Origin of the sequence: Neomegalonema sp., from assembly GCF_028688855.1 — a bacterium.
In the GTDB taxonomy this organism is placed as follows: Bacteria; Pseudomonadota; Alphaproteobacteria; order Rhodobacterales; family Rhodobacteraceae; genus Neomegalonema.
On the sequence record NZ_JAQTXI010000005.1, the window covers coordinates 118,492 to 137,113 of the forward strand.

The following is an 18,622-nucleotide window of genomic DNA, read 5'->3' on the forward strand; positions in this document are numbered from 1 at the left end:
GGCGCCCGCCCTGCGGAAGGACGATTCATGACCGCCGAGGCTCCTCCTGCGGCTTCCTCGCCGTCCATGGCCCCGACCTCGCCGCGCGCCTCTGCGGCCGGGGGCGCGGGGGCTCTGGGCGAGGCCTGGTCCTGGGGCGGAGATCTGGCGGCCTGTCCCTCCTGCGACCTGCTGCACCGGGTTCCGGATCTGGCGGTGGGCGAGAAGGCGATCTGCGCGCGCTGCGGTTCTCTGGTGGCGGCGCGGCGACCTCAGGTCTTCGAGCGGCTCTTCGCGGTGGCTCTGGCGAACATGGTGCTGATGGGGGCGGCGCTCTGGTTTCCCTTCATCACCATGAGCCGTTCGGGGGTGGGGCGCGAGATCCGCATCCTCGACGCGCCCTTCGCCCTCGCCGAGGGCCCGACGGCCTTCATCGCGCTGACGGTCATGGCGAACATCGCGCTGATCCCCTTCCTGCGCAGCCTGACGGTGGCCTATGTGGCGGCGCCCGTGGTCTTCGGCCGCGCGCCGCCCGCCCGCTCGGCGGAGGCGCTGCGGCTCTGGAGCTTCCTGCGGCCCTGGTCCATGGCCGAGATCTTCATGCTGGGCGTGGCGGTTTCGGCGATCAAGCTGGGGAGCATGGCGCGGGTGTCTCTGGGGCCGGGCTTCTGGGCCTTCGCGGCGCTGCTGCCGACGCTGGCCTTCGAGAACATGATCTTCCACAGCCCTTCGATCTGGCGCGAGATCCGCTTGCGTCGTCGTCGGGTGGCGGCCGCGGCGCGGCTCGCCCGGAGCCGCTCCAGGGAGCGCCGCGCATGACCACGGCCCGCGAAGCCGGTCTGATCGCCTGCCCGAGCTGCGGCGCTCTGGAGCCCATGGCCGCCGACGGAAAATCCTGTTCGCGCTGCGGCGGTCGGCTGTGGAGCCGTCGTCCCCAGGCTCTTCAGCGCGCGGCGGCCTGGCTGGCTCTGGGGCTTCTGGCCTACGTCCCGGCGAATCTCTGGCCGATCATGCGCACGACGACCCTCGGGCGCGGCGAGGACAACACCATCCTCGGAGGCGTCTGGGTTCTGGCGCATCACGGATCCTGGGATCTGGCGGTCGTGGTCTTCCTGGCGAGCGTGGCGGTGCCGGTGGCGAAGTTCTGCGTCCTCGGGGCGCTGCTCTGGGGGCTGGCCTTCGGGATAGGCTTCGAGCCGCATAAACGCCACAGACTCCACGAGATCGTCGAATATATCGGCAGATGGTCCATGCTGGACGTCTTCGTGGTGGCCATTCTCGCGGCGCTCGTGCAGGTGGGGCCTCTGGCTTCGATCACGCCGGGACCGGCGGCGGGAGCCTTCGGGCTCAGCGTCGCCTTCACCATGCTCTCCGCGCAGGCCCTCGACCCGCGCCTGCTCTGGGACGCCGAGAAGGACCACGCATGACGGACCGGACGCCCTCCCCGGAGTCTTCCTCCCCGCCTCCGCCTTCCCCCGAGCCGGCGCCTCAGGTCGAGACGACGCGCCCGCGCATCCGCGAGACGCGCCTCGACCGCCGGATCTCGCTGATCTGGCTCGCGCCTCTGGGGGCGGTGGCCATGGCGGGCTTCCTGGCCTGGCGCGACTACCAGAGCCGGGGCGTGATGGTGACGGTCTCCTTCGAGACGGCTTCGGGCGTCGAGGCGGGCCAGACCCGCGTGAAGCATCGCGACGTCGAGGTGGGGCTCGTCGAGCGCGTGGGCTTCACCGACGACCTGCGGTCGGTGGCGCTGCATGTGCGGATGAATCCCGAGATCGAGCCCTATCTGAACGACACGACGCAATTCTGGATCGTGCGCCCGAGGATCAGCGCGGCGGGGGTCTCGGGTCTGGAGACGGTGCTGTCGGGCGCCTATCTCGAAATGGACTGGGGCGCCCGCGACGACGCCGACAGGCGCGACTTCGTGGGGCTGGCCGATCCGCCCCTGACTCCGACCGGCACGCCGGGCATGCGCATCCTGCTGCGGGCGGGCGAGGGTGGGGTGGGCGTGGGGGCGCCGATCCTGTTCCGGCGGATTCCGGTGGGCCGCATCGAGACCCAGGCCCTCACCGCCGACGGCGCCGCCGTCGAGATGCAGGCCTTCGTCAATGCGCCCCATCACGAGCGGCTCTCCCGCGCGACGCGCTTCTGGAACGCCTCGGGCTTCGAGTTCCAGCTCGGCGCCGACGGCGTGAAGGCGCGCATGGAATCCCTCGCGGCGCTGCTGGAGGGCGGGGTGTCCTTCGACACGCTGCCTTTGCCATCGGCCTCCCAGCCCGCGCAGGAGGGCGACAGCTTCATCCTCTACGCCTCCGAGCAGGAGGCCCGCGAGAGCATGTTCGAGGACGCGACCGGCTCCGAGATCCGCCTTGCGGCGATCTTCGACGAATCCGTGCGCGGCCTGACGGTGCGGGCGCCGGTGGAGTATCGCGGCGTGCGGGTGGGCGAGGTGACGGCGATCAGCGCGCGTCTGAATCCGGTCACCCAGCGCATCGACATCCTGACGACCATGGTGATCCAGCCCAACCGCCTCGGCCTCGAAGACCCCGACCCGGAGACGACCTTCCACATCCTCGGGGGGGCGGTGGAGAACGGCCTCCGGGCGCGTCTGGCGAGCGGCAGCCTGCTGACGGGCGCGCTCTTCGTGGAGCTGGCCGAGATCCCCGACGCGCCTCTGGCCTCGCTGGATCCGGATTCCGATCCCTATCCGATGATCCCCACGGCGCCCTCCAGCCTTCAGGCCCTGAGCGACGCCGCCGGACAGATCCTCGACACCATCAACGGCCTGCCTCTGGCCGAGACCGTCGAGACTGCGCGCGGCGCCATCCAGGACCTCCGCGACCTGATCGCCAGCGAGGGCGTGCAGGGCGTTCCGGGCCAGCTGGCGCAGACTCTGGCCTCGGCCCAGGCGGCGGCGGACGGCGCGGCGCGGCTTCTGGCCGATCCGCAGCTCGCGGCTCTGCCGGGGCGTCTCGACGTGATCGGCGCCAACGCGGAAAGGATCTCGGAGCGCGTGGCGGCCCTGACGGAGGATCCGGGCTTCGCGGCGCTTCCGGGCCGTCTCGACTCCATCGGGGCCAACGCCGAGCGCGTTTCGGCGGATCTCGCGGCCCTGACCGCCTCGAAGGCCTTCGCGGCGCTGCCGGGGCGCCTCGACTCCATCGGCGGCGACGTCGAGCGGATCGCGGCGAATCTGGCGGCCTTCTCGGCGAGTCCCGGCTTCGCGGGGCTTTCGGGGCGCCTCGACTCCATCGGCGCCGACGTGGGGCGCGCGGCGGCCAACCTCGCGGGGCTGACCTCGGATCCGGCCTTGCTCTCGCTCCCGAGGCGGCTTGACGCGACGGTGGCGAAGATCGAGGCCCTGGCCATCGAGGACATGATCTTCACCGCCCGCAGCGCCCTCGACGAGGCTCGCCGCCTGCTGGCCGATCTCGGGACGCAGCAGATTCCCGCCCGCGCCGCCGCGACGCTGGATTCCGCCCGCGCGCTCCTTTCCGAGCCCGCCTTCCGTCAGACGGCCCATGAGGCCTCCGCGGCCCTCGCCGAGGCCCGGACGCTCATCAATGAATTGCGCGCGGCGGGGACCAGTCGGAATCTGAATGCGGCCCTGGCCAGCGTGCAGGGAGCGGGGCGCTCCATCGACGCGGCGGCGGCGGCTCTTCCGGCGACTCTGGCGCAGATCACGGCGGCGGCGGCGCGCGCCGAGAACATGCTCGGCGATTTCGGTCCCGGCGCGCCGGGGAACTACGAGCTGATCCTGACCCTGCGCGAATTGCGGGCCTCGGCGGGCAAGCTCTACGAACTCATGGACACCTTGCAGCGTCAGCCCAATTCGATCATTTTCGGCAAATGAACAGACGTCTTCTCCTCGGCTCCGCGACGGCCTGCCTCCTGCTGGCGGGATGCGGCGGCGGCTCGGCTCCTCAGGGGCCCTTCTTTCATCTTCTTCCGCCCGCTCCGGCGCCTCAGGCTCTGGGCGCGCCCCTGGCCGGGATGGAGGTGGGGCTCCGCGAGGTCCGGCTTCCGCGCTACGCGGTGGACGAGCGGCTGTCGATCCTCCAGCCCGACGGGGTGGCCCTGCGCGAGGAATACCAGCGCTGGGCCGAAGACCCCACCCGCGCGGTGAGCCAGAACCTCGCCGAGGCGCTGCGCGCGGCGAGCGGCGCGGCGGTGGCTCTGGAGCCCTGGGCCAGCGGCTTCGAGCCGGATCGTCGGGTGGAGGTGGAGTTCACGCGCCTGATCGGCGCTCCGGGCGGCATGCTGGAGGCGGCGGGCGTCTGGCGGGTGCTGGAGGGGCGGCGCGGCCGCGAGATCCTGTCGGAGCCCTTCCGCCTCGATCTCGCCGTGGGGCCCGGCTACGAGGGCCTGATGCGCGCCCATGCGGCGAGCCTCGGCGATCTGGCGGAGCTTCTCGCGCAGGCTCTGGCGCGCAGCGGGCCTCTGGAGCCCGCGGGCTTCTGAAGATCCGGAGGCCGCAAGCGGCTTCCGGAGATCGCGCCTCAGGCGGCCTTGTAGCCCTGACGCGCGGCGTTGGCCTCGCAATCGCCCTGAGCCTTGTAGCCTTCGCTCGAAGACCCGACGATCTGGCCGTTGGAGGCCTTGCGCCGCCAGCGCCATTCGCCGCGCTTGTCCTGATAGAACTCCCATTTGTCGGAGTCCTTGTGGCCGCGGTTGGCGTTGGCCTCGCAATCGGCTCGGGCCTTGTAGCCCTCGCTGGCCGCTCCGACGATCTTGCCGTTGGAGGCCTTGCGCCGCCAGCGCCATTCGCCGCGTTTGTCTTCGTAGATCTCGATCTTGTCCTTCTCGGACATGGGGGCGCCTCCTGAAGAGCTCCGGATCTGCGGAGCCTGGCCTGCGCCGCCTTCGGGCGCAAGCCGACTCTCCGGTCAGGGTTGGGGGTTCAGGGACGCTTGTCGCTGGCCGGATAGACGCCGAGCACCTTCAGATGGGTCGTGAAGAAGCGGATCTCCTCGAGGGCGCGCTTCATGTTCTCGTCCTCGACATGGCCCTGGGCTTCGGCCCAGAACTCGGTGGCCTCGAAGGCGCCGCCGACCATGCGGCTCTCCAGCCGCACGAGGTTCACGCCGTTGGTCGCGAAGCCGCCGAGCGACTTGTAGAGCGACGCCGGAAGGTTCTTCACCCGGAAGACGAAGCTGGTGATGGAGCGCGTGCCGGGTTCGGCCTCCAGCTTGCGCCGCGAGACCACGAGGAAGCGCGTGGTGTTGTGGTCGGCGTCCTCGATTCCCGAGGCGACGCTCTCCAGCCCGTAGAGCTTGCCCGCCAGAGCCGAGGCGATGGCGGCGCGTTCGCGCTTGCCCTCGCGGGCGACGGCCGCGGCGGAGCCCGCCGTGTCGTAGCCGGTGACGGACTGGATCCCGTGACGGCGCAGGAAGGCCTTGCACTGCCCGAGCGCCACGATGTGGCTCTGGGCCTCCCTGACCTCGTCGAGCTTCACGCCGGGCAGCGCCAGCAGATCCAGCGCGATGCGCACGAAATGCTCGCCGATGATGTAGAGTCCGGCGTCCGGCAGGATCTGGTGGACGTCGGCCACGCGGCCGTAGATCGAATTCTCGACCGGCAGCATGGCGAACCTGGCGCGGCCCTCCTTCACGGCGTTGACGGCCTCCTCGAAGGTCGTGCAGGGCAGGGGGGTCATCTCCGGAAAGACCTCGTCGCAGGCCTGATGCGAGTAGGCGCCGAGATCGCCCTGAAACGAGATCGTCTGATCCGGATTCGAGGGCGCGGCGGGCCGCAGGGCGGGGGTGGAGGCGGAGTCCGAAGAGGTCACGGAGAAAGCTCCCGAAAAGAGGCGAGCGGCCGGAAGCGGCCGCGCCGCCCTTATACGCCTCCGCGCGCGTCGGGGATAGCTTCCCGAACGGGCCCCGCCTTCCGGAGAATTCGCCGCACGCCGCCCGATCCTTCCCCCTTGCGGCGGCGCGGAGGAAGCGGCTACAAGTCGCGAGGACGCCGCCGCCCGGAGCTTCGCGCCGGGTGGAGGGAACGGCGCCGTCCCCGCCACTGAAGACGGAATCACGATCATGGACAGCTTGGAGTTCAGCAAGATCCTTGGCGCCGGCTGCGTCGCGCTTCTGGTTTACGTGGGCATGTCGGAGATCGCGGGCGCCATGTACGCCGGCCACAAGCTGGAGACGCCCGCCTATTCCGTCGAGGAGGCCGAAGCCGCCTCCGCCGGGCCCGCCGAAGAGGTCGCGCCCATCGCGGCCCGCCTCCAGACCGCCGATCTCGCCGCGGGCGAGAAGGCCTTCGGCGCCTGCAAATCCTGCCACACGGTCAGCAGCGACGGCAAGAACAGCACCGGCCCGGGCCTCTGGGAGCTGGTGAACCGCGAGATCGGAACCCACGCCGGGTTCTCCTATTCCTCCGCCATGGCCGAGAAGGCCGGGCAGCATTGGGACTGGGATCATCTCGACGCCTTCCTGACCAATCCCAAGGCCTACGCGCCGGGCACCAAGATGTCCTACGCGGGTCTGCGCAATCCTCAGGCCCGGGCGAATCTGATCGCCTGGCTGAACACCCAGGGCCCTTCGCCCGCGCCCCTGCCGGAGGCTCCCGCCGCCGGAGAGGCTCCCGCCGCGCCCGTCGAGCATTGAGCCGGAGGGGCGTCTGCGGGCGCCCCCTTCCTGCGGATCTCCCGGCGCAGGCGCGCGCGTTAACCGCCGATTCAAATACGCCGCATAGGTTTGAACCGCCCGGGAAGCTCCGCGGCGGTTCTTTCGTGACTCCACGTTTCGTGATCTTGCGCGCCGGGCTCCGGTCGCCTATCGCCATGATTTATGGAATATGATGCACGGCTCGCAGCCGTCCCGAGCTTCTCCGGGCCTCTCAAGGGGATACGCCGTCATGTCGCTTCGCCTCACTCGCCGCGCCGCCGCCCTTCTTCTGGCAGGAGGGAGCGCCGGGCTGATCCTGCCGCCGCGATTGCGGGCGCAGACGGCGGGCGAGGGGGGCGCGGTCGAGAGCGCGGCCGAGAGCGCGGGAGGTTCTCCCGAAGGCTGGATCCGGCGCCATGGCTCGACCCTGGTCGGCGATCTGAAATATCCGCCGGACTTCCCGCATTTCGACTTCCTGAACCCCGACGCCCCCAAGGGCGGGCGGGTCCGTCTGGGGGGCTTCGGCAGCTTCGACAGCTTCAATCCCTTCATCGTGAAGGGGATCTCGGCTTCGGGCCTGGGCCTGCTCTTCGACACCCTGACCTCCTCGCCCTATGACGAGATCTCGGCGAGCTACGGCCTTCTGGCGGAGTGGATGGAATATCCGCGCGACTTCTCCTCGGTGGCCTTCAAGATCCGCGAGGAGGCGCGCTGGGCCGACGGCCGCCCCGTGACGGCGGCGGACGTGATCTTCTCCTTCAAGGCCCTGACCGAGAAGGGCGCGCCCTTCTACCGGACCTATTACCACAACGTGACCGGCGTCGAGGATCTCGGCGGCGGCGTGGCGCGCTTCACCTTCGACGAGGCGAACAATCGCGAATTGCCGCACATCATGGGGCAACTGACGATCCTGCCGCAACATTGGTGGGAGGCCGAAGGCCGCGACTTCGCCCGCAGCGGCTTCGAGAAGCTCATGGGCTCGGGGCCCTATGAACTGGGGACTTACGAAGCCGGACGCTTCGTCGAGTATCGCCGCCGCCCCGACTACTGGGCGAAGGATCTGCCGATCAGCCGCGGCCAGAACAATTTCGACGTCATCCGCTACGAATACTTCCTCGACGACGGCGCCGCCTTCGAGGCCTTCAAGACCGGCCAGATCGAATTCCGCTCCGAGAATTCGGCCAACAACTGGGCGACGATGTATGATTTCCCCGCCCTGCGGCGCGGCGACGTGATCCGTCGGGAGGTGGAGGAGGAAGGGCCCAAGAGCGCCCAGACCTTCGTGATGAACACGCGCCGTCCGCAGTTCCGGGATCGCCGCGTGCGCGAGGCGGTCAGCCTGGCCTTCGATTTCGAATGGACCAACAAGACCCTCTTCCACAGCCAGTACGCGCGCCCGCAGAGCTATTTCCAGGGCTCGAAGGACCTGATGGCCACGGGCCTGCCCGAAGGGGCGGAGCTGGCGCTTCTGGAGCCCTTCCGCGACCAGCTGCCGCCTGAGCTCTTCACCGAGCCTTTCAGGCTTCCCGTTACGGCGGGCGACGGACGCGACCGTGCCAACCGGCTGCGGGCGACCGCCCTGTTCAAGGAGGCGGGATGGGAGACGAAGGGCGGCAAGCTCGCGGACGCCTCCGGCGCGCCCTTCAAGATCGAATTCCTCTTCCGTCAGAGCAATCTGGAGCGGATCCTCGCGCCCTTCATCGCGAATCTGAAGCAGCTGGGCGTCGACGCCTCCCTGCGCTTCATCGACGGCCCGCAATACGTCAACCTCGTGCAGACCCTTCAGTTCGACATGATGGTGGGCGGAATCTCCAATTCGGAATCGCCCGGCAACGAGCAACGCGACATGTGGGGCTCCGAGACCGCCGACGAGGACGGCACGCGCAATCTCAGCGGGGTGAAGAATCCCGTGGTGGACGCGCTGATCGACAGGATCGTCTTCGCCGCCGACCGTGAGGAGCTGGAGGTCGCGACCCGCGCCCTCGACCGCGTGCTGCTCTTCGAGCATTACAACGTCCTCCAGCTCTATACGCCCTACGAACGCATCGCCTACTGGAAGCGCCTGCAGCCTCCTCCGAAACTGCCGCCCTACAGCATCGGGTTTCCGTCGATCTGGTGGAGCGGCTCCTGATCAGGGAGAAGGAAGATGAAGATGTTTCGCGCAGCCTTTCGCGCCTTGGGCGCGGCGGCCCTCCTGACGGGCTTCTTTGCGGGAGCGGCCCCTTCCGCCGCCCTTGCGCATGTCCTGGTCGGGTACGGGCTTTCGTCTTTCGGCGACCTGAAATATCCGCCGGATTTCCCGCATTTCGACCATGTGAACCCCGAGGCGCCCAAGGGCGGCCAGATGCGGACCACGCCGCAATCGGCGCTGAACGCCTTCGACAGCCTGAATCCCTTCATCCTTCAGGGCGATCCGGCCGAGGGCGCGGGGACGCTGCCTTTCGACTCGCTGATGGTCTCCGGCGGCGACGAGCCGGACGCCGTCTACGGGCTGGTCGCCGAGCATGCGGAATACGTTCCCGGCAAATGGGTGACCTTCCAGCTCCGCCCGGAGGCGCGCTTCTCCGACGGGACGCCCGTCACGGCCGAAGACGTGAAGTTCTCCTTCGACATCCTGCGGGAGAAGGGATCTCCGCGCCTCAAGCCGCAGCTTGAGGGCATCGCCAGCGTGGAGGTCCTGACGCCTCTGCGGGTGCATTACGTCTTCGCCGAGGGCGTCCCGACGCGCGACCTGCCGCTGGTGGCGGCGGGTCTGCCGATCTTCTCGAAGGCCTCCTGGGAGGGGCGCGATTTCGCGAAGTCCAGCCTCGACCCCATCCTGGGTTCGGGGCCTTACGTCGTGGAGTCGACGGCGGCGGGCCGCCGCATCGTCTGGAAGCGCCGCGAGGATTACTGGGCGAAGGATCTGCCGGTCAACAAGGGCCGCTGGAACTTCGACAGGATCGTCTTCGAATATTTCGCCGATTCCACGGCGGGCCGTCAGGCGCTCTTCTCGGGCGAACTGGACCTGCGCGAGGAGATGAGCGCCAACGACTGGGCCACCGCCTATGACGCGCCGCCCGTCCGCGACGGGCGCGTGATCCGCGAGGCGATCCCGGACGGCCGTCCGGCGGGCACCCAGGGCTACTGGCTGAACATGCGGCGTCCGCATCTGGCGGACCCGCGCGTGCGCGAGGCGCTGGATCTGGCCTTCGACTTCGAATGGTCGAACAGGACGCTGTTCAGCGGGCTCTACCAGCGCACGACGAGCTTCTTCCAGAACTCCGGGCTTGAAGCCCGGGGCCTCCCGACTCCGGGCGAACTGGCGCTTCTGGAGCCCTTCCGCGACCAGCTTCCGGCCGCCGTCTTCGACGAACCGGCCTATGTCCCGCCCGTCACCGACGGCTCGGGCCGCAACCGCGAGGCCATGCTCCGCGCCGGCCAGCTGCTGGACGCAGCAGGCTGGAAGGTGGTCAAGGGCAAGCGCGTCAACGCCGCCGGAGAGCCGCTGAAGATCGAATTCCTGGAGGATAATCCGGCTTTCGCGCGGATCACCAATCCCTATCTCCGGAATCTGGGGCAACTCGGGATCGAGGCGACCCTGCGCCAGATCGACTCCCCGCAGATGCAGCTGCGCCTCAAGAGCTACGACTACGACATCGTGACGGGGCGGTTCGTCATGGCCCCGACTCCCGGCGTGGAGATGAACGTCTTCTTCAGTTCGGAATCTGCGGCTCAGGACGGCGGCTACAATCTTTCGGGCCTCTCCAGCCCGGCGGTGGACGCCCTCGTCGAGGCCGTCGCCGAGGCCCCGACCCGAGAGGCCAACGCCGAGGCCGTGCGGGCTCTGGACCGCGTGCTGCGCGCCGAACACATCTGGGTGCCGCACTGGAACAAGGCTTCGCACACCCTCGCCTGGTGGGACCGCTACGGACGCCCGGAGACCAAGCCGCCCTATGACCGGGGCGTGCTGAGCACCTGGTGGGCCCGACCCGCTCCCTGAACCGCCGTCGAAAGCCCCCCGCTTCGCGTCAAGAAAGGCCCCTCCCATGGGCGCTTACATCCTCCGTCGCCTTCTGCTGATGATTCCGACGCTCTTCGGGATCCTCGCCATCAACTTCGCGGTGATCCAGTTCGCGCCGGGCGGCCCGGTCGAGCAGGTGATCGCCGAACTGAGCGGGCAGGGGCAAAGCTCCACCAGCCGCTTCACCGGCGGCGGCGGCGACATGGCGGGCGGCCCGACGGCCATGCCCGGCGCCATGGGCGGCGAGGCCTCGGTCACGAGCAAGTATCGCGGCGCCCAGGGCCTTGATCCGGAGTTCATCAAGGATCTCGAACGGCAGTTCGGCTTCGACAAGCCCGCGCTCGAACGCTTCTGGCTGATGCTCAGGAATTACATGACGTTCAATCTCGGCGAGAGCTATTTCCGCTCCATCTCCGTGACGGACCTCGTTCTGGAGAAGATGCCGGTCTCGATCTCGCTCGGCCTCTGGACGACGCTGATCGTCTATCTGGTGTCGATCCCTCTGGGGGTGCGCAAGGCGGTGAAGGCGGGCGGCCGCTTCGACGTCTGGACGAGCGGCGTGATCATCGCGGCCTACGCCATTCCGAGCTTCCTCTTCGCGGTGCTGCTGCGGGTGCTCTTCGCGGGGGGCTCCTACTGGAACATCTTCCCCCTGCGCGGCATCGAATCCGAGCAATACGCCAACCAGCCCTTCTTCTGGGAGAAGGCCTCCGACCCCTCCTGGTGGCTGGATTACGTCTGGCATCTCACCTTGCCGGTGACGGCCATGGTGATCGGCGGCTTCGCCACCCTGACGCTGCTGACCAAGAACTCCTTCCTTGAAGAGATCTCGCGGCAATATGTGCTGACCGCCCGCGCCAAGGGGCTTTCCGAAAGGAGGGTTCTGTATGGCCATGTCTTCCGCAACGCCATGCTGATCGTGGTGGCGGGTTTTCCGGCGGCCTTCGTGGGGATCTTCTTCACCGGCTCGCTGCTGATCGAAACGATCTTCTCGCTCGATGGCCTCGGCTATCTCGGCTACGACGCGGCGATCAAACGCGATTATCCGGTGTTGTTCGGCACCCTCTTCGTCTTCTCGCTGATCGGTCTGGTGATCGGGCTGCTGTCCGATCTTGTGTATACGTGGATCGATCCGCGCATCGACTTCAGCAAGAGAGGCGGCTGATCATGGCGCTTTTCGATCTCAGCCCGATCAACCAGCGCCGCTGGTCGAACTTCAAGGCGAACCGGCGGGCGATCTGGTCGCTGCGGCTCTTTCTGGCGATCTTCGTGGTCTCTCTCTTCGCGGAGGTCATCGCCAACGACAAGCCGCTGCTCGTGAAATACGAAGGCGGATATTACACGCCGATCCTGAAGTTCTATCCGGAGACCGCCTTCGGCGGCGATTTCGAGACCGAAGCCGATTATCACGACGAATTCCTGGCGAACCTGATCCGGGAAGGCGACGGCTGGATGATCTGGCCGCTCATTCCCTATTCCTACGACACGATCTCCTACGGGGTGGGGCGCGCTCCTGCGCCGCCGAGCGCGCAGCATGTCCTCGGCGTGGACGACCAGGCCCGCGACGTGACGGCCCGTCTGATCTACGGCTTCCGGATCTCGGTGCTCTTCGGCCTGACCCTGGCGATCTTCTCCAGCGTGGTGGGGATCATGGCGGGGGCGGTCCAGGGCTATTTCGGCGGCTGGCTGGATCTGGTCTTCCAGCGGGTCATCGAGATCTGGAGCAGCACGCCGCAGCTCTATCTGATCATGATCGTCTCGGCGATCATCGTTCCGAGCTTCTGGATGCTGCTCGGGCTGATGCTCCTGTTCTCCTGGACCTCCCTTGTCGGGGTGGTCCGGGCCGAATTCCTGCGGGCGCGGAATTTCGAATATGTGCGGGCGGCTCAGGCTCTGGGGGTGTCGAACGCCACGATCATGCGTCGGCATCTGCTGCCCAACGCCATGGTGGCCACCGTGACCATGGCGCCTTTCGTGGTGACCAGCTCCATCGCGACCCTGACCAGCCTCGACTTCCTCGGCTTCGGGCTTCCGCCCGGCTCGCCCTCGCTCGGCGAGATGACCCTCCAGGGCCAGAACAATCTTCAGGCGCCCTGGCTCGGGTTCACGGCCTTCTTCGCCATGGCGATCATGATGTCGCTGCTGGTGTTCATCTTCGAGGGCGTGCGCGACGCCTTCGACCCGCGCAAGACCTTCGTCTGAGGAACGCCCATGACCGACAAACCGGCTGAAAACCCGGCTTCCGGCGATCCGATCCTCGAGATTTCGGATCTGCGTCTGAGCTTCCGCTCCGCCGGCGGGGCGAGCCTGGAGGCCCTGTGCGGCGTCTCCTTCAAGATCCGCAAGGGCGAGACCGTGGCTCTGGTGGGGGAATCGGGCTCGGGCAAGTCGATCACGGCTCTGGCGGCCATGGGGCTCCAGCCCGCTTCGGCCGAGCGGACGGGCTCGATCCGCTGGCGCGGCGAAGAAACCGTGGGCCTCACGGAGAAGCAGCTCCAGAGGCTGCGCGGCTCCGAGATGGCCATGATCTTCCAGGAGCCCATGACGGCCCTGAATCCGCTGCACAGCATCCGCCGCCAGATCGCCGAGAGCCTGAGCCTCCATCGCGGCCTGAGCGGGCGTCAGGCCACGGAGGCCGTGCTGAAGCTGCTGGAGGAAGTGGGCATCCCCGACGCCGCCCGGCGTCTGGAGGCCTATCCGCATCAGCTCTCGGGCGGACAGCGCCAGCGCGTGATGATCGCCATGGCTCTGGCCAACGACCCTGATCTGCTCATCGCCGACGAGCCGACCACCGCTCTGGACGTGACGGTCCAGGCGCAGATTCTGGCGCTGCTCAAGCGGCTTCAGGCCGAGCGCGGCATGGCCATGCTCTTCATCACCCATGATCTGGGCGTGGTGCGGCGGGTGGCGGATCGCGTCTGCGTGATGACGAAGGGCGAGATCGTCGAGCAGGGGCCGACCGCGGAGATCTTCGCCGCGCCGAAGCACGACTACACCCGCAAGCTTCTGGGCTCCGAGCCGCGCGGCCGGCCCTCGCCGCTGCCGGAGGGCGCGCCTCTGGCCGCCGAGGCGCGGGAGGCGCGGGTCTGGTTTCCGATCCATACGGGCTTCTTCCGCCGCGTGACGGGCCATGTGAAGGCGGTGGACGGGGTGTCCTTCGATCTGCGCGCGGGCGAGACTCTGGGCGTGGTGGGGGAATCGGGCTCGGGCAAGAGCACGCTCGGCTTCGCGACGCTGCGGCTTCTGCCCCACGAGGCGGAGCGCAGCGGCGAGATCATGGTGCTGGGCCATGACATGCAGAAGCTCTCCTCCGGCGAGATCCGGCCCTTCCGGCGCGACATGCAGGCGGTGTTCCAGGACCCTTTCGGCTCTCTCTCGCCCCGGCTTTCGGTGGTCGAGATCATCGCCGAGGGGCTGAAGGCGCACGGGATCACCCCCGATCCTCAGGAGCGCCGCGCCCGCGTGGCCGAAGCCATGGTCGAGGTGGGGCTCGATCCGGCCGCCATGGACCGTTATCCGCATGAATTCTCGGGCGGGCAGCGTCAGAGGATCTCCATCGCGCGGGCCATGGCGCTCAAGCCGAAGCTGGTGATCCTCGACGAACCGACCTCGGCGCTGGACGTGACGGTCCAGGCCCAGATCGTGGACCTGTTGCGCGATCTTCAGCAGAAATACGGCCTGGCCTACATGTTCATCAGCCATGACCTGAGGGTGGTGCGGGCTCTGGCGCATCGCATCATCGTGATGAAGGACGGGAAGGTGGTGGAGGCGGGTTCCTCCGAAGAGATCTTCGAGCGCCCGAGGACCGATTACGCCCGCGCCCTGATCGCGGCGGCGCTGCATGACGAAGCGCCGCCCGCCGCTCTGGTCCCCCAGGCCTGAGGCTTTCCCTCCGGAGTCCCGGAGCCCTTGGCCTGCGGGGCGCCGGATTTCACGCTCTTTCCGATTGCGTCCATGGAGATTTCTCGTCCAGGATACGCCGATCTTGCGGACGTCGACTCAGGGATGAGGAACGATCATGCTGCGGACGGGAAGGAATCTTCTGAAGATCCTGCGGATCGGGGCCTTGTCGGGACTCGCCTTTCCGGGGGCCTCCGCTCTGGAGGGCGGAGCCGCAAGGGCGCAGGACGCCGGGGCTGGCCTCATCGAGCGTCTGCGCGTGCTCGAGCAGGAGGTCGCCTCCCTGAAGGAGCGGCGCTTCGAGAGCGGGAATCTGACGCTGTCTCGTGAAGACATTCCGGAGCTGACGAAGACCACGGAGTGCGCCGAGGCCAATGGATGGGGAACCCGGGGGCTTGTGAATCAGAAGGTGACCTTCTCGAAACCCTTTCCCAGGCCGCCCAGGGTGATCGTGAGTCTGCGCAGGGTGGATAACGGTTCCGGGGACGACATCATCCGGTTGCATCTCGAAGCGAACAACATAACCCCCGAGGGATTTGAATATTCATTCTACACGTGGTGCAAAAGCAGCGTCTGGGTCGCGCATGGGACCTGGTTCGCCTTCCTGGAGGGGTGAGTCTCCCGTGGAGTCAGAGGATCGCCTCAGCGTCGCGCCCTTTCGTTCTTGCATGGCCGCGCAGACATCCGGATGGCCGCATCGGATCGACCGGATTTCTCTCTTGGTCGTCCACATGGAGCAAAGCTCTCCTTTTGGGAATAATTGTATTTTGATCTCGTTATGATTGCAATTCGGAGGTTATCGGGACAAGATCCGTTAATTTTTAACCTTGAGTAGATTCATCCACGAACGAGGGGGCGATCATGCGTCGGACGGATGGAGTTCTTCCGCGATTCATGCGGGCGGCGATCCTGTCGGGAGCCGCTTTGCTGGCGCCCCACTTCCTGGGGAGCGAGGCGGCAAGCGCGCAAGAAGCCAAGAGCCTCATCCAGCGTCAGGCGGCGCTTGAGGAGACTCTGAAGCGGATCGAGTCCGCCCTGACCTGGGCGCCCGTGGCCCCGGACGTCAAAGCCTTCGACGCATGGCTGAAGGAGGACGCCAACCGGCTGCGCGATTATGAATTTGGGATCGAATACAGCGAAGGATTCCGCATCCTGCATGTCTCGAATTGGAACCACGGTCGGCGTTTCATGACCGAGCCTTATATGACCGGGGATAGGATATCTGACGAACTTTACAACGGTTTTCATCTGGGGGGCAGCCTCTGGCTGGTCGGCACGCAGGACGTTGGGGAAACCAGAGCCCATTACTGTGTGAACAGCGCGGACAAGGCGAGTTATCCGCCGAAGCCGGATCAGGATCGCCGCGCGCTGCATCGGTATTATTTCTATGGTCCGGACGGCGTGAAGCCTTCAACCATCGGCAGCAGTTGCGTTATAGCGGGCCCGGTCTACGCGCGGGCGCGCCTCTTCACGGAGTGACCGGCTCCGGCTTCCCTTGTGGGCGCGGTTGCACGACGCGGAGGCGAAGACGTTTCGGCTCCGCCGGAAAACGCTCTAATAGCCCCTCCCCCGGTCCACGAGATGCAGCGGCGTCTCTCCCTGGGCGAGGCGCCGCATCTGCTCGGCGGCCACGCGCGCGGCGGTCTCGGGACGCGTGGCGCTCGCCACATGAGGCGTCACGAGGATCTTCGGATGACTCCAGAAGGGATGTCCCGACGGCAGGGGCTCCATCGCGAAGACGTCGAGAGTCGCGCCCCCGAGCGCCCCCGAATCCAGAGCCGCCAGAAGCGCCGCCTCGTCAAGGATCGGCCCGCGCGCCGCATTGACGATCCGCGCCCCGCGCGGAAGCCGCGCCAGAGTCCGGGCGTTCAGCAGCCCGCGGGTTTCGGGCGTCAGCGGCAGCAGGATCAGCAGGATCTCCGAGCTCTCCAGAATCTCCTCCAGCCCCTCCGGGCCCCAGAGCGCCCGGATTCCCGTCCCGATCTCCGGTTTGGGCGCGCGGCTCCAGCCGGAGACGGGAAAGCCCACCGCCGCCAGAGCTCGCCCGACCGCCGCGCCCAGCTCTCCGAGCCCCAGCACGCCCAGAGGCCGCCCGCTCGCCAGAGGCGGCGCCTCGGGCGCCCAGATCCCCTTCGCCTGAGCCTCGCGGAAACGCTCCGTCTCCAGATGGGCCCGCAGCGCATGGCCGAGCATGTATTCGACCATCCCCCGCTCCAGGCCCGGCTCGACCATCCGCGCGAGGGGAACATGATCGGGAATCCGTCCCTCGCCGAGGATGCGCTCCACCCCCGCCCAGAGCGACTGCACGAAACGCAGATTCCGGTAGGGCGCGAAATCGCGCAGAGGGCCGCCCGGCGCATAGAGGATCGCCTCCACCGCATCCGGATCGGTCTGGGCGGGATCCATCACGAGATCCATCCGGGGATCGGCAGCCCGGAGGCTCCGCGCCCAGAGGGCCTTCTCTTCGGGGTCTCCGGCGTAAAGAACGCGCATCCTCGCCTCCATGGAACGCAGCTGAAAGAGCTCGCAGCCCTTGAGCGATCCGGCCTGATCGCAAGACCGCCCGTGGCCCTGCGCAAGCCTCCCGCAGGATCGCCCTGCGAGATCCTCCGCGCAAGAACCTCCGAAGACGATTGGCGAACATCGGCCGCTTGAGTAGCATGCCGCCGGAGCGCCGGGATCATCCCCGGGCGTTCCCGCCGCAGACTCCCGCCGCCCCGAGGGGCCCGGAGGGAGAGGCGGGGCGTGCATGACATGGAGCATTCGATGAATCGAGCGACAGCGACGGCCTTCGCGCTGGTCCTGGCGGCGAGCGCCTCAGGCGCCGGCGCGCAGACCGTCCTCTGGGGAGGCGGCGCCTCCACATCCGGCGCGCCTGCTTCGGGCTCGGCGCCGATCTACAACCCCTCCGCGCCTGCGGCCGCCCCGACGAATCCCCTGCCGCCGCCCGGCTTCGGCGGAGGCCTGAGCGGCGCGGCGCCCCAGGGCTTCCCCACCACGCCCCCGCCGGGCTTCACGCCCGGCGCGACCGGAACGGTTCAGGGCTTCCCGACCACGCCGCCTGTCTCCTCCTCGGGCGGTTTCCCCCTGCCGATCCCGACCACCCCGCCGCCGGGCGCGTCTTCCGTCGGCTCCGGCGTTGGTCCCGGAGGCGGCTTCGGGCGCTGGTCCTCGGAGGCCGAACCGACCTATTCCCCCTGGCGCGGCGACGAGGCCGAACGCGCCCGCGAACTCGTGCAGCAGCTTGAGCGCCTGGTCCGGGCCGCCGAGCGTCAGCGCGCCGCCGATCCCGACTTCCTGCGCGACCTGCGCCGCGTCATCGAGCGCTACGACGACCGCGACGACCGCCGTCCGGGCCGCCGCCCCGTGCCGCGTCCGGATGTGACCGTGGTTCAGCCGCCGGTGGTCCAGCCGCCTGTCGTCGTCGTGGCCCCGGCGCGGGTCTACATGAACGACACGTTCTCCGACGGCGACTTCACCCGCGGAACGGTCTGGACTCCGCGTCAGGGGCAATGGGGCGTCGATCCGGCCAACGGCCTGCGCTCGGTGCGTCCGGCGGCCCCGCCGACGGTCGCGCGCCGCCAGGTCTCGCCGCAGGAGCTGCTTCAGGCGCTTCTGGTGGGTCCGCAGTCGCTCGGCCTCGGCCCGCAGGAGGCGCCGCCCAACGCCGCCCTCATCGAATACGCCCAGCCCATCGGCAACGCCTTCACGCTCAAGACCCGCCTCACGGATCACGGCGGAGACGGCGCGGCGCATCTGATCGTGCATCAGGGCGGCTCGAACTGGAACGGCTACCGGCTGGAGCTGCGCGGCGGTCCCGAAGGACGCGCCGTGCTGACGCGTCGCGGCGCTTCGGGCTACACCGATCTGGCGAACGCGCCTCTGCGCCGCTTCGCGGCCAACATCCCGCATGACGTCGAGTGGACCCGCGCCGCCAACGGCGCCATGAGCGTCCGGGTGGACGGCGAGCTGCTCTTCAGCACCGCCGACTCGGCCTTCCGCGACGACTGGCGCGGCTTCGCCTTCTTCAATGCGGGCGGCGATTTCTCGATGCGCTCGATCAGCATCGAAGAGACCCGCTGAAGCCTCTTCGCGTCTTGCGCCGCCCGGATCTTCCGGGCGGCCTCCG

At 68.2% G+C, this 18,622-nt stretch carries 16 protein-coding genes; 13 read left to right on the forward strand and 3 right to left on the reverse strand.

The window, feature by feature from the left end; all coding sequences use genetic code 11:
* The first annotated feature begins 27 nt into the window (after positions 1-27).
* Genes PHN62_RS05350 through PHN62_RS05365 form a run of 4 tightly spaced genes read left to right on the forward strand, consistent with a single transcriptional unit; the run spans position 28 to position 4,440 of the window.
* Positions 28-798: a paraquat-inducible protein A gene (locus PHN62_RS05350; RefSeq protein ID WP_300147371.1), complete on the forward strand. Its 771-nt coding sequence runs from the start codon at positions 28-30 to the stop codon at positions 796-798.
* Positions 795-1,406, forward strand: coding sequence for a paraquat-inducible protein A (locus PHN62_RS05355; protein ID WP_300147374.1), 612 nt, complete (start codon positions 795-797; stop codon positions 1,404-1,406). Before PHN62_RS05350 ends, PHN62_RS05355 begins: the two co-directional genes overlap by 4 nt.
* Positions 1,403-3,832 carry an MlaD family protein gene (locus PHN62_RS05360; protein WP_300147377.1) on the forward strand — a complete coding sequence of 810 codons (2,430 nt, stop codon included), beginning with the start codon at positions 1,403-1,405 and terminating at the stop codon, positions 3,830-3,832. Before PHN62_RS05355 ends, PHN62_RS05360 begins: the two co-directional genes overlap by 4 nt.
* Entirely contained in the window at positions 3,829-4,440 is a 612-nt protein-coding gene (locus PHN62_RS05365; protein ID WP_300147379.1) for a membrane integrity-associated transporter subunit PqiC, read from the forward strand. The genes PHN62_RS05360 and PHN62_RS05365 overlap by 4 nt, the downstream gene beginning before the upstream one ends.
* 38 nt (positions 4,441-4,478) lie before the next feature.
* On the opposite strand, the gene PHN62_RS05370 is transcribed toward PHN62_RS05365, so the two are convergent.
* A complete protein-coding gene (locus PHN62_RS05370; RefSeq protein WP_300147381.1) occupies positions 4,479-4,790 on the reverse strand; it encodes a DUF1508 domain-containing protein in 312 nt (103 codons plus the stop codon).
* 89 nt (positions 4,791-4,879) lie between these two features.
* Positions 4,880-5,767 carry a prephenate dehydratase gene (locus PHN62_RS05375; protein ID WP_300147384.1) on the reverse strand — a complete coding sequence of 296 codons (888 nt, stop codon included), beginning with the start codon at positions 5,765-5,767 and terminating at the stop codon, positions 4,880-4,882.
* A gap of 250 nt (positions 5,768-6,017) precedes the next feature.
* On the opposite strand from PHN62_RS05375, the gene PHN62_RS05380 reads away from it, so the two are divergent.
* From PHN62_RS05380 to PHN62_RS05415, 8 genes are all read left to right on the forward strand, one after another.
* Positions 6,018-6,590 (forward strand): cytochrome c family protein, encoded by a 573-nt coding sequence (locus tag PHN62_RS05380; protein WP_300147387.1) that lies wholly within the window; start codon positions 6,018-6,020, stop codon positions 6,588-6,590.
* Between the two features lie 250 nt (positions 6,591-6,840).
* Entirely contained in the window at positions 6,841-8,721 is a 1,881-nt protein-coding gene (locus PHN62_RS05385) for an extracellular solute-binding protein (RefSeq protein WP_300147389.1), read from the forward strand.
* A 15-nt stretch (positions 8,722-8,736) separates the two neighbouring features.
* On the forward strand, positions 8,737-10,572 hold the full coding sequence (locus tag PHN62_RS05390; protein WP_300147392.1) for an extracellular solute-binding protein: 1,836 nt from the start codon (positions 8,737-8,739) through the stop codon (positions 10,570-10,572).
* A gap of 46 nt (positions 10,573-10,618) precedes the next feature.
* A complete protein-coding gene (locus tag PHN62_RS05395) occupies positions 10,619-11,758 on the forward strand; it encodes a microcin C ABC transporter permease YejB (protein WP_300147394.1) in 1,140 nt (379 codons plus the stop codon).
* Between the two features lie 2 nt (positions 11,759-11,760).
* Positions 11,761-12,795, forward strand: a complete 1,035-nt coding sequence (locus PHN62_RS05400) for an ABC transporter permease (RefSeq protein ID WP_300147398.1) — start codon at positions 11,761-11,763, stop codon at positions 12,793-12,795.
* Positions 12,796-12,804: 9 nt separating this feature from the next.
* Positions 12,805-14,475, forward strand: a complete 1,671-nt coding sequence (locus PHN62_RS05405; RefSeq protein WP_300147400.1) for an ABC transporter ATP-binding protein — start codon at positions 12,805-12,807, stop codon at positions 14,473-14,475.
* A 136-nt stretch (positions 14,476-14,611) separates the two neighbouring features.
* Positions 14,612-15,109 (forward strand): H-type lectin domain-containing protein, encoded by a 498-nt coding sequence (locus PHN62_RS05410; RefSeq protein ID WP_300147404.1) that lies wholly within the window; start codon positions 14,612-14,614, stop codon positions 15,107-15,109.
* Positions 15,110-15,387: 278 nt separating this feature from the next.
* Positions 15,388-15,972 (forward strand): hypothetical protein, encoded by a 585-nt coding sequence (locus tag PHN62_RS05415; RefSeq protein ID WP_300147407.1) that lies wholly within the window; start codon positions 15,388-15,390, stop codon positions 15,970-15,972.
* Positions 15,973-16,047: 75 nt separating this feature from the next.
* Here PHN62_RS05415 and PHN62_RS05420 read toward each other — a convergent pair whose 3' ends face one another.
* Positions 16,048-16,986, reverse strand: a complete 939-nt coding sequence (locus PHN62_RS05420) for an NAD(P)-dependent oxidoreductase (RefSeq protein WP_300147411.1) — start codon at positions 16,984-16,986, stop codon at positions 16,048-16,050.
* Between the two features lie 273 nt (positions 16,987-17,259).
* Between PHN62_RS05420 and PHN62_RS05425 the strand changes: the two genes are divergently transcribed.
* Complete coding sequence (locus PHN62_RS05425; protein ID WP_300147414.1) at positions 17,260-18,576, forward strand: hypothetical protein; 1,317 nt, start codon at positions 17,260-17,262, stop codon at positions 18,574-18,576.
* Positions 18,577-18,622: the final 46 nt, after the last annotated feature.

Bases quoted from the DNA above. Each gene is read 5' to 3' on its own strand.
- PHN62_RS05350 (WP_300147371.1), top strand. From the start codon at position 28: ATGACCGCCGAGGCTCCTCCTGCGGCTTCCTCGCCGTCCATGGCCCCG.
- PHN62_RS05355 (WP_300147374.1), top strand. From the start codon at position 795: ATGACCACGGCCCGCGAAGCCGGTCTGATCGCCTGCCCGAGCTGCGGC.
- PHN62_RS05360 (WP_300147377.1), top strand. From the start codon at position 1,403: ATGACGGACCGGACGCCCTCCCCGGAGTCTTCCTCCCCGCCTCCGCCT.
- PHN62_RS05365 (WP_300147379.1), top strand. From the start codon at position 3,829: ATGAACAGACGTCTTCTCCTCGGCTCCGCGACGGCCTGCCTCCTGCTG.
- PHN62_RS05370 (WP_300147381.1), bottom strand. From the start codon at position 4,790: ATGTCCGAGAAGGACAAGATCGAGATCTACGAAGACAAACGCGGCGAA.
- PHN62_RS05380 (WP_300147387.1), top strand. From the start codon at position 6,018: ATGGACAGCTTGGAGTTCAGCAAGATCCTTGGCGCCGGCTGCGTCGCG.
- PHN62_RS05385 (WP_300147389.1), top strand. From the start codon at position 6,841: ATGTCGCTTCGCCTCACTCGCCGCGCCGCCGCCCTTCTTCTGGCAGGA.
- PHN62_RS05390 (WP_300147392.1), top strand. From the start codon at position 8,737: ATGAAGATGTTTCGCGCAGCCTTTCGCGCCTTGGGCGCGGCGGCCCTC.
- PHN62_RS05395 (WP_300147394.1), top strand. From the start codon at position 10,619: ATGGGCGCTTACATCCTCCGTCGCCTTCTGCTGATGATTCCGACGCTC.
- PHN62_RS05400 (WP_300147398.1), top strand. From the start codon at position 11,761: ATGGCGCTTTTCGATCTCAGCCCGATCAACCAGCGCCGCTGGTCGAAC.
- PHN62_RS05405 (WP_300147400.1), top strand. From the start codon at position 12,805: ATGACCGACAAACCGGCTGAAAACCCGGCTTCCGGCGATCCGATCCTC.
- PHN62_RS05410 (WP_300147404.1), top strand. From the start codon at position 14,612: ATGCTGCGGACGGGAAGGAATCTTCTGAAGATCCTGCGGATCGGGGCC.
- PHN62_RS05415 (WP_300147407.1), top strand. From the start codon at position 15,388: ATGCGGGCGGCGATCCTGTCGGGAGCCGCTTTGCTGGCGCCCCACTTC.
- PHN62_RS05420 (WP_300147411.1), bottom strand. From the start codon at position 16,986: ATGCGCGTTCTTTACGCCGGAGACCCCGAAGAGAAGGCCCTCTGGGCG.
- PHN62_RS05425 (WP_300147414.1), top strand. From the start codon at position 17,260: ATGAATCGAGCGACAGCGACGGCCTTCGCGCTGGTCCTGGCGGCGAGC.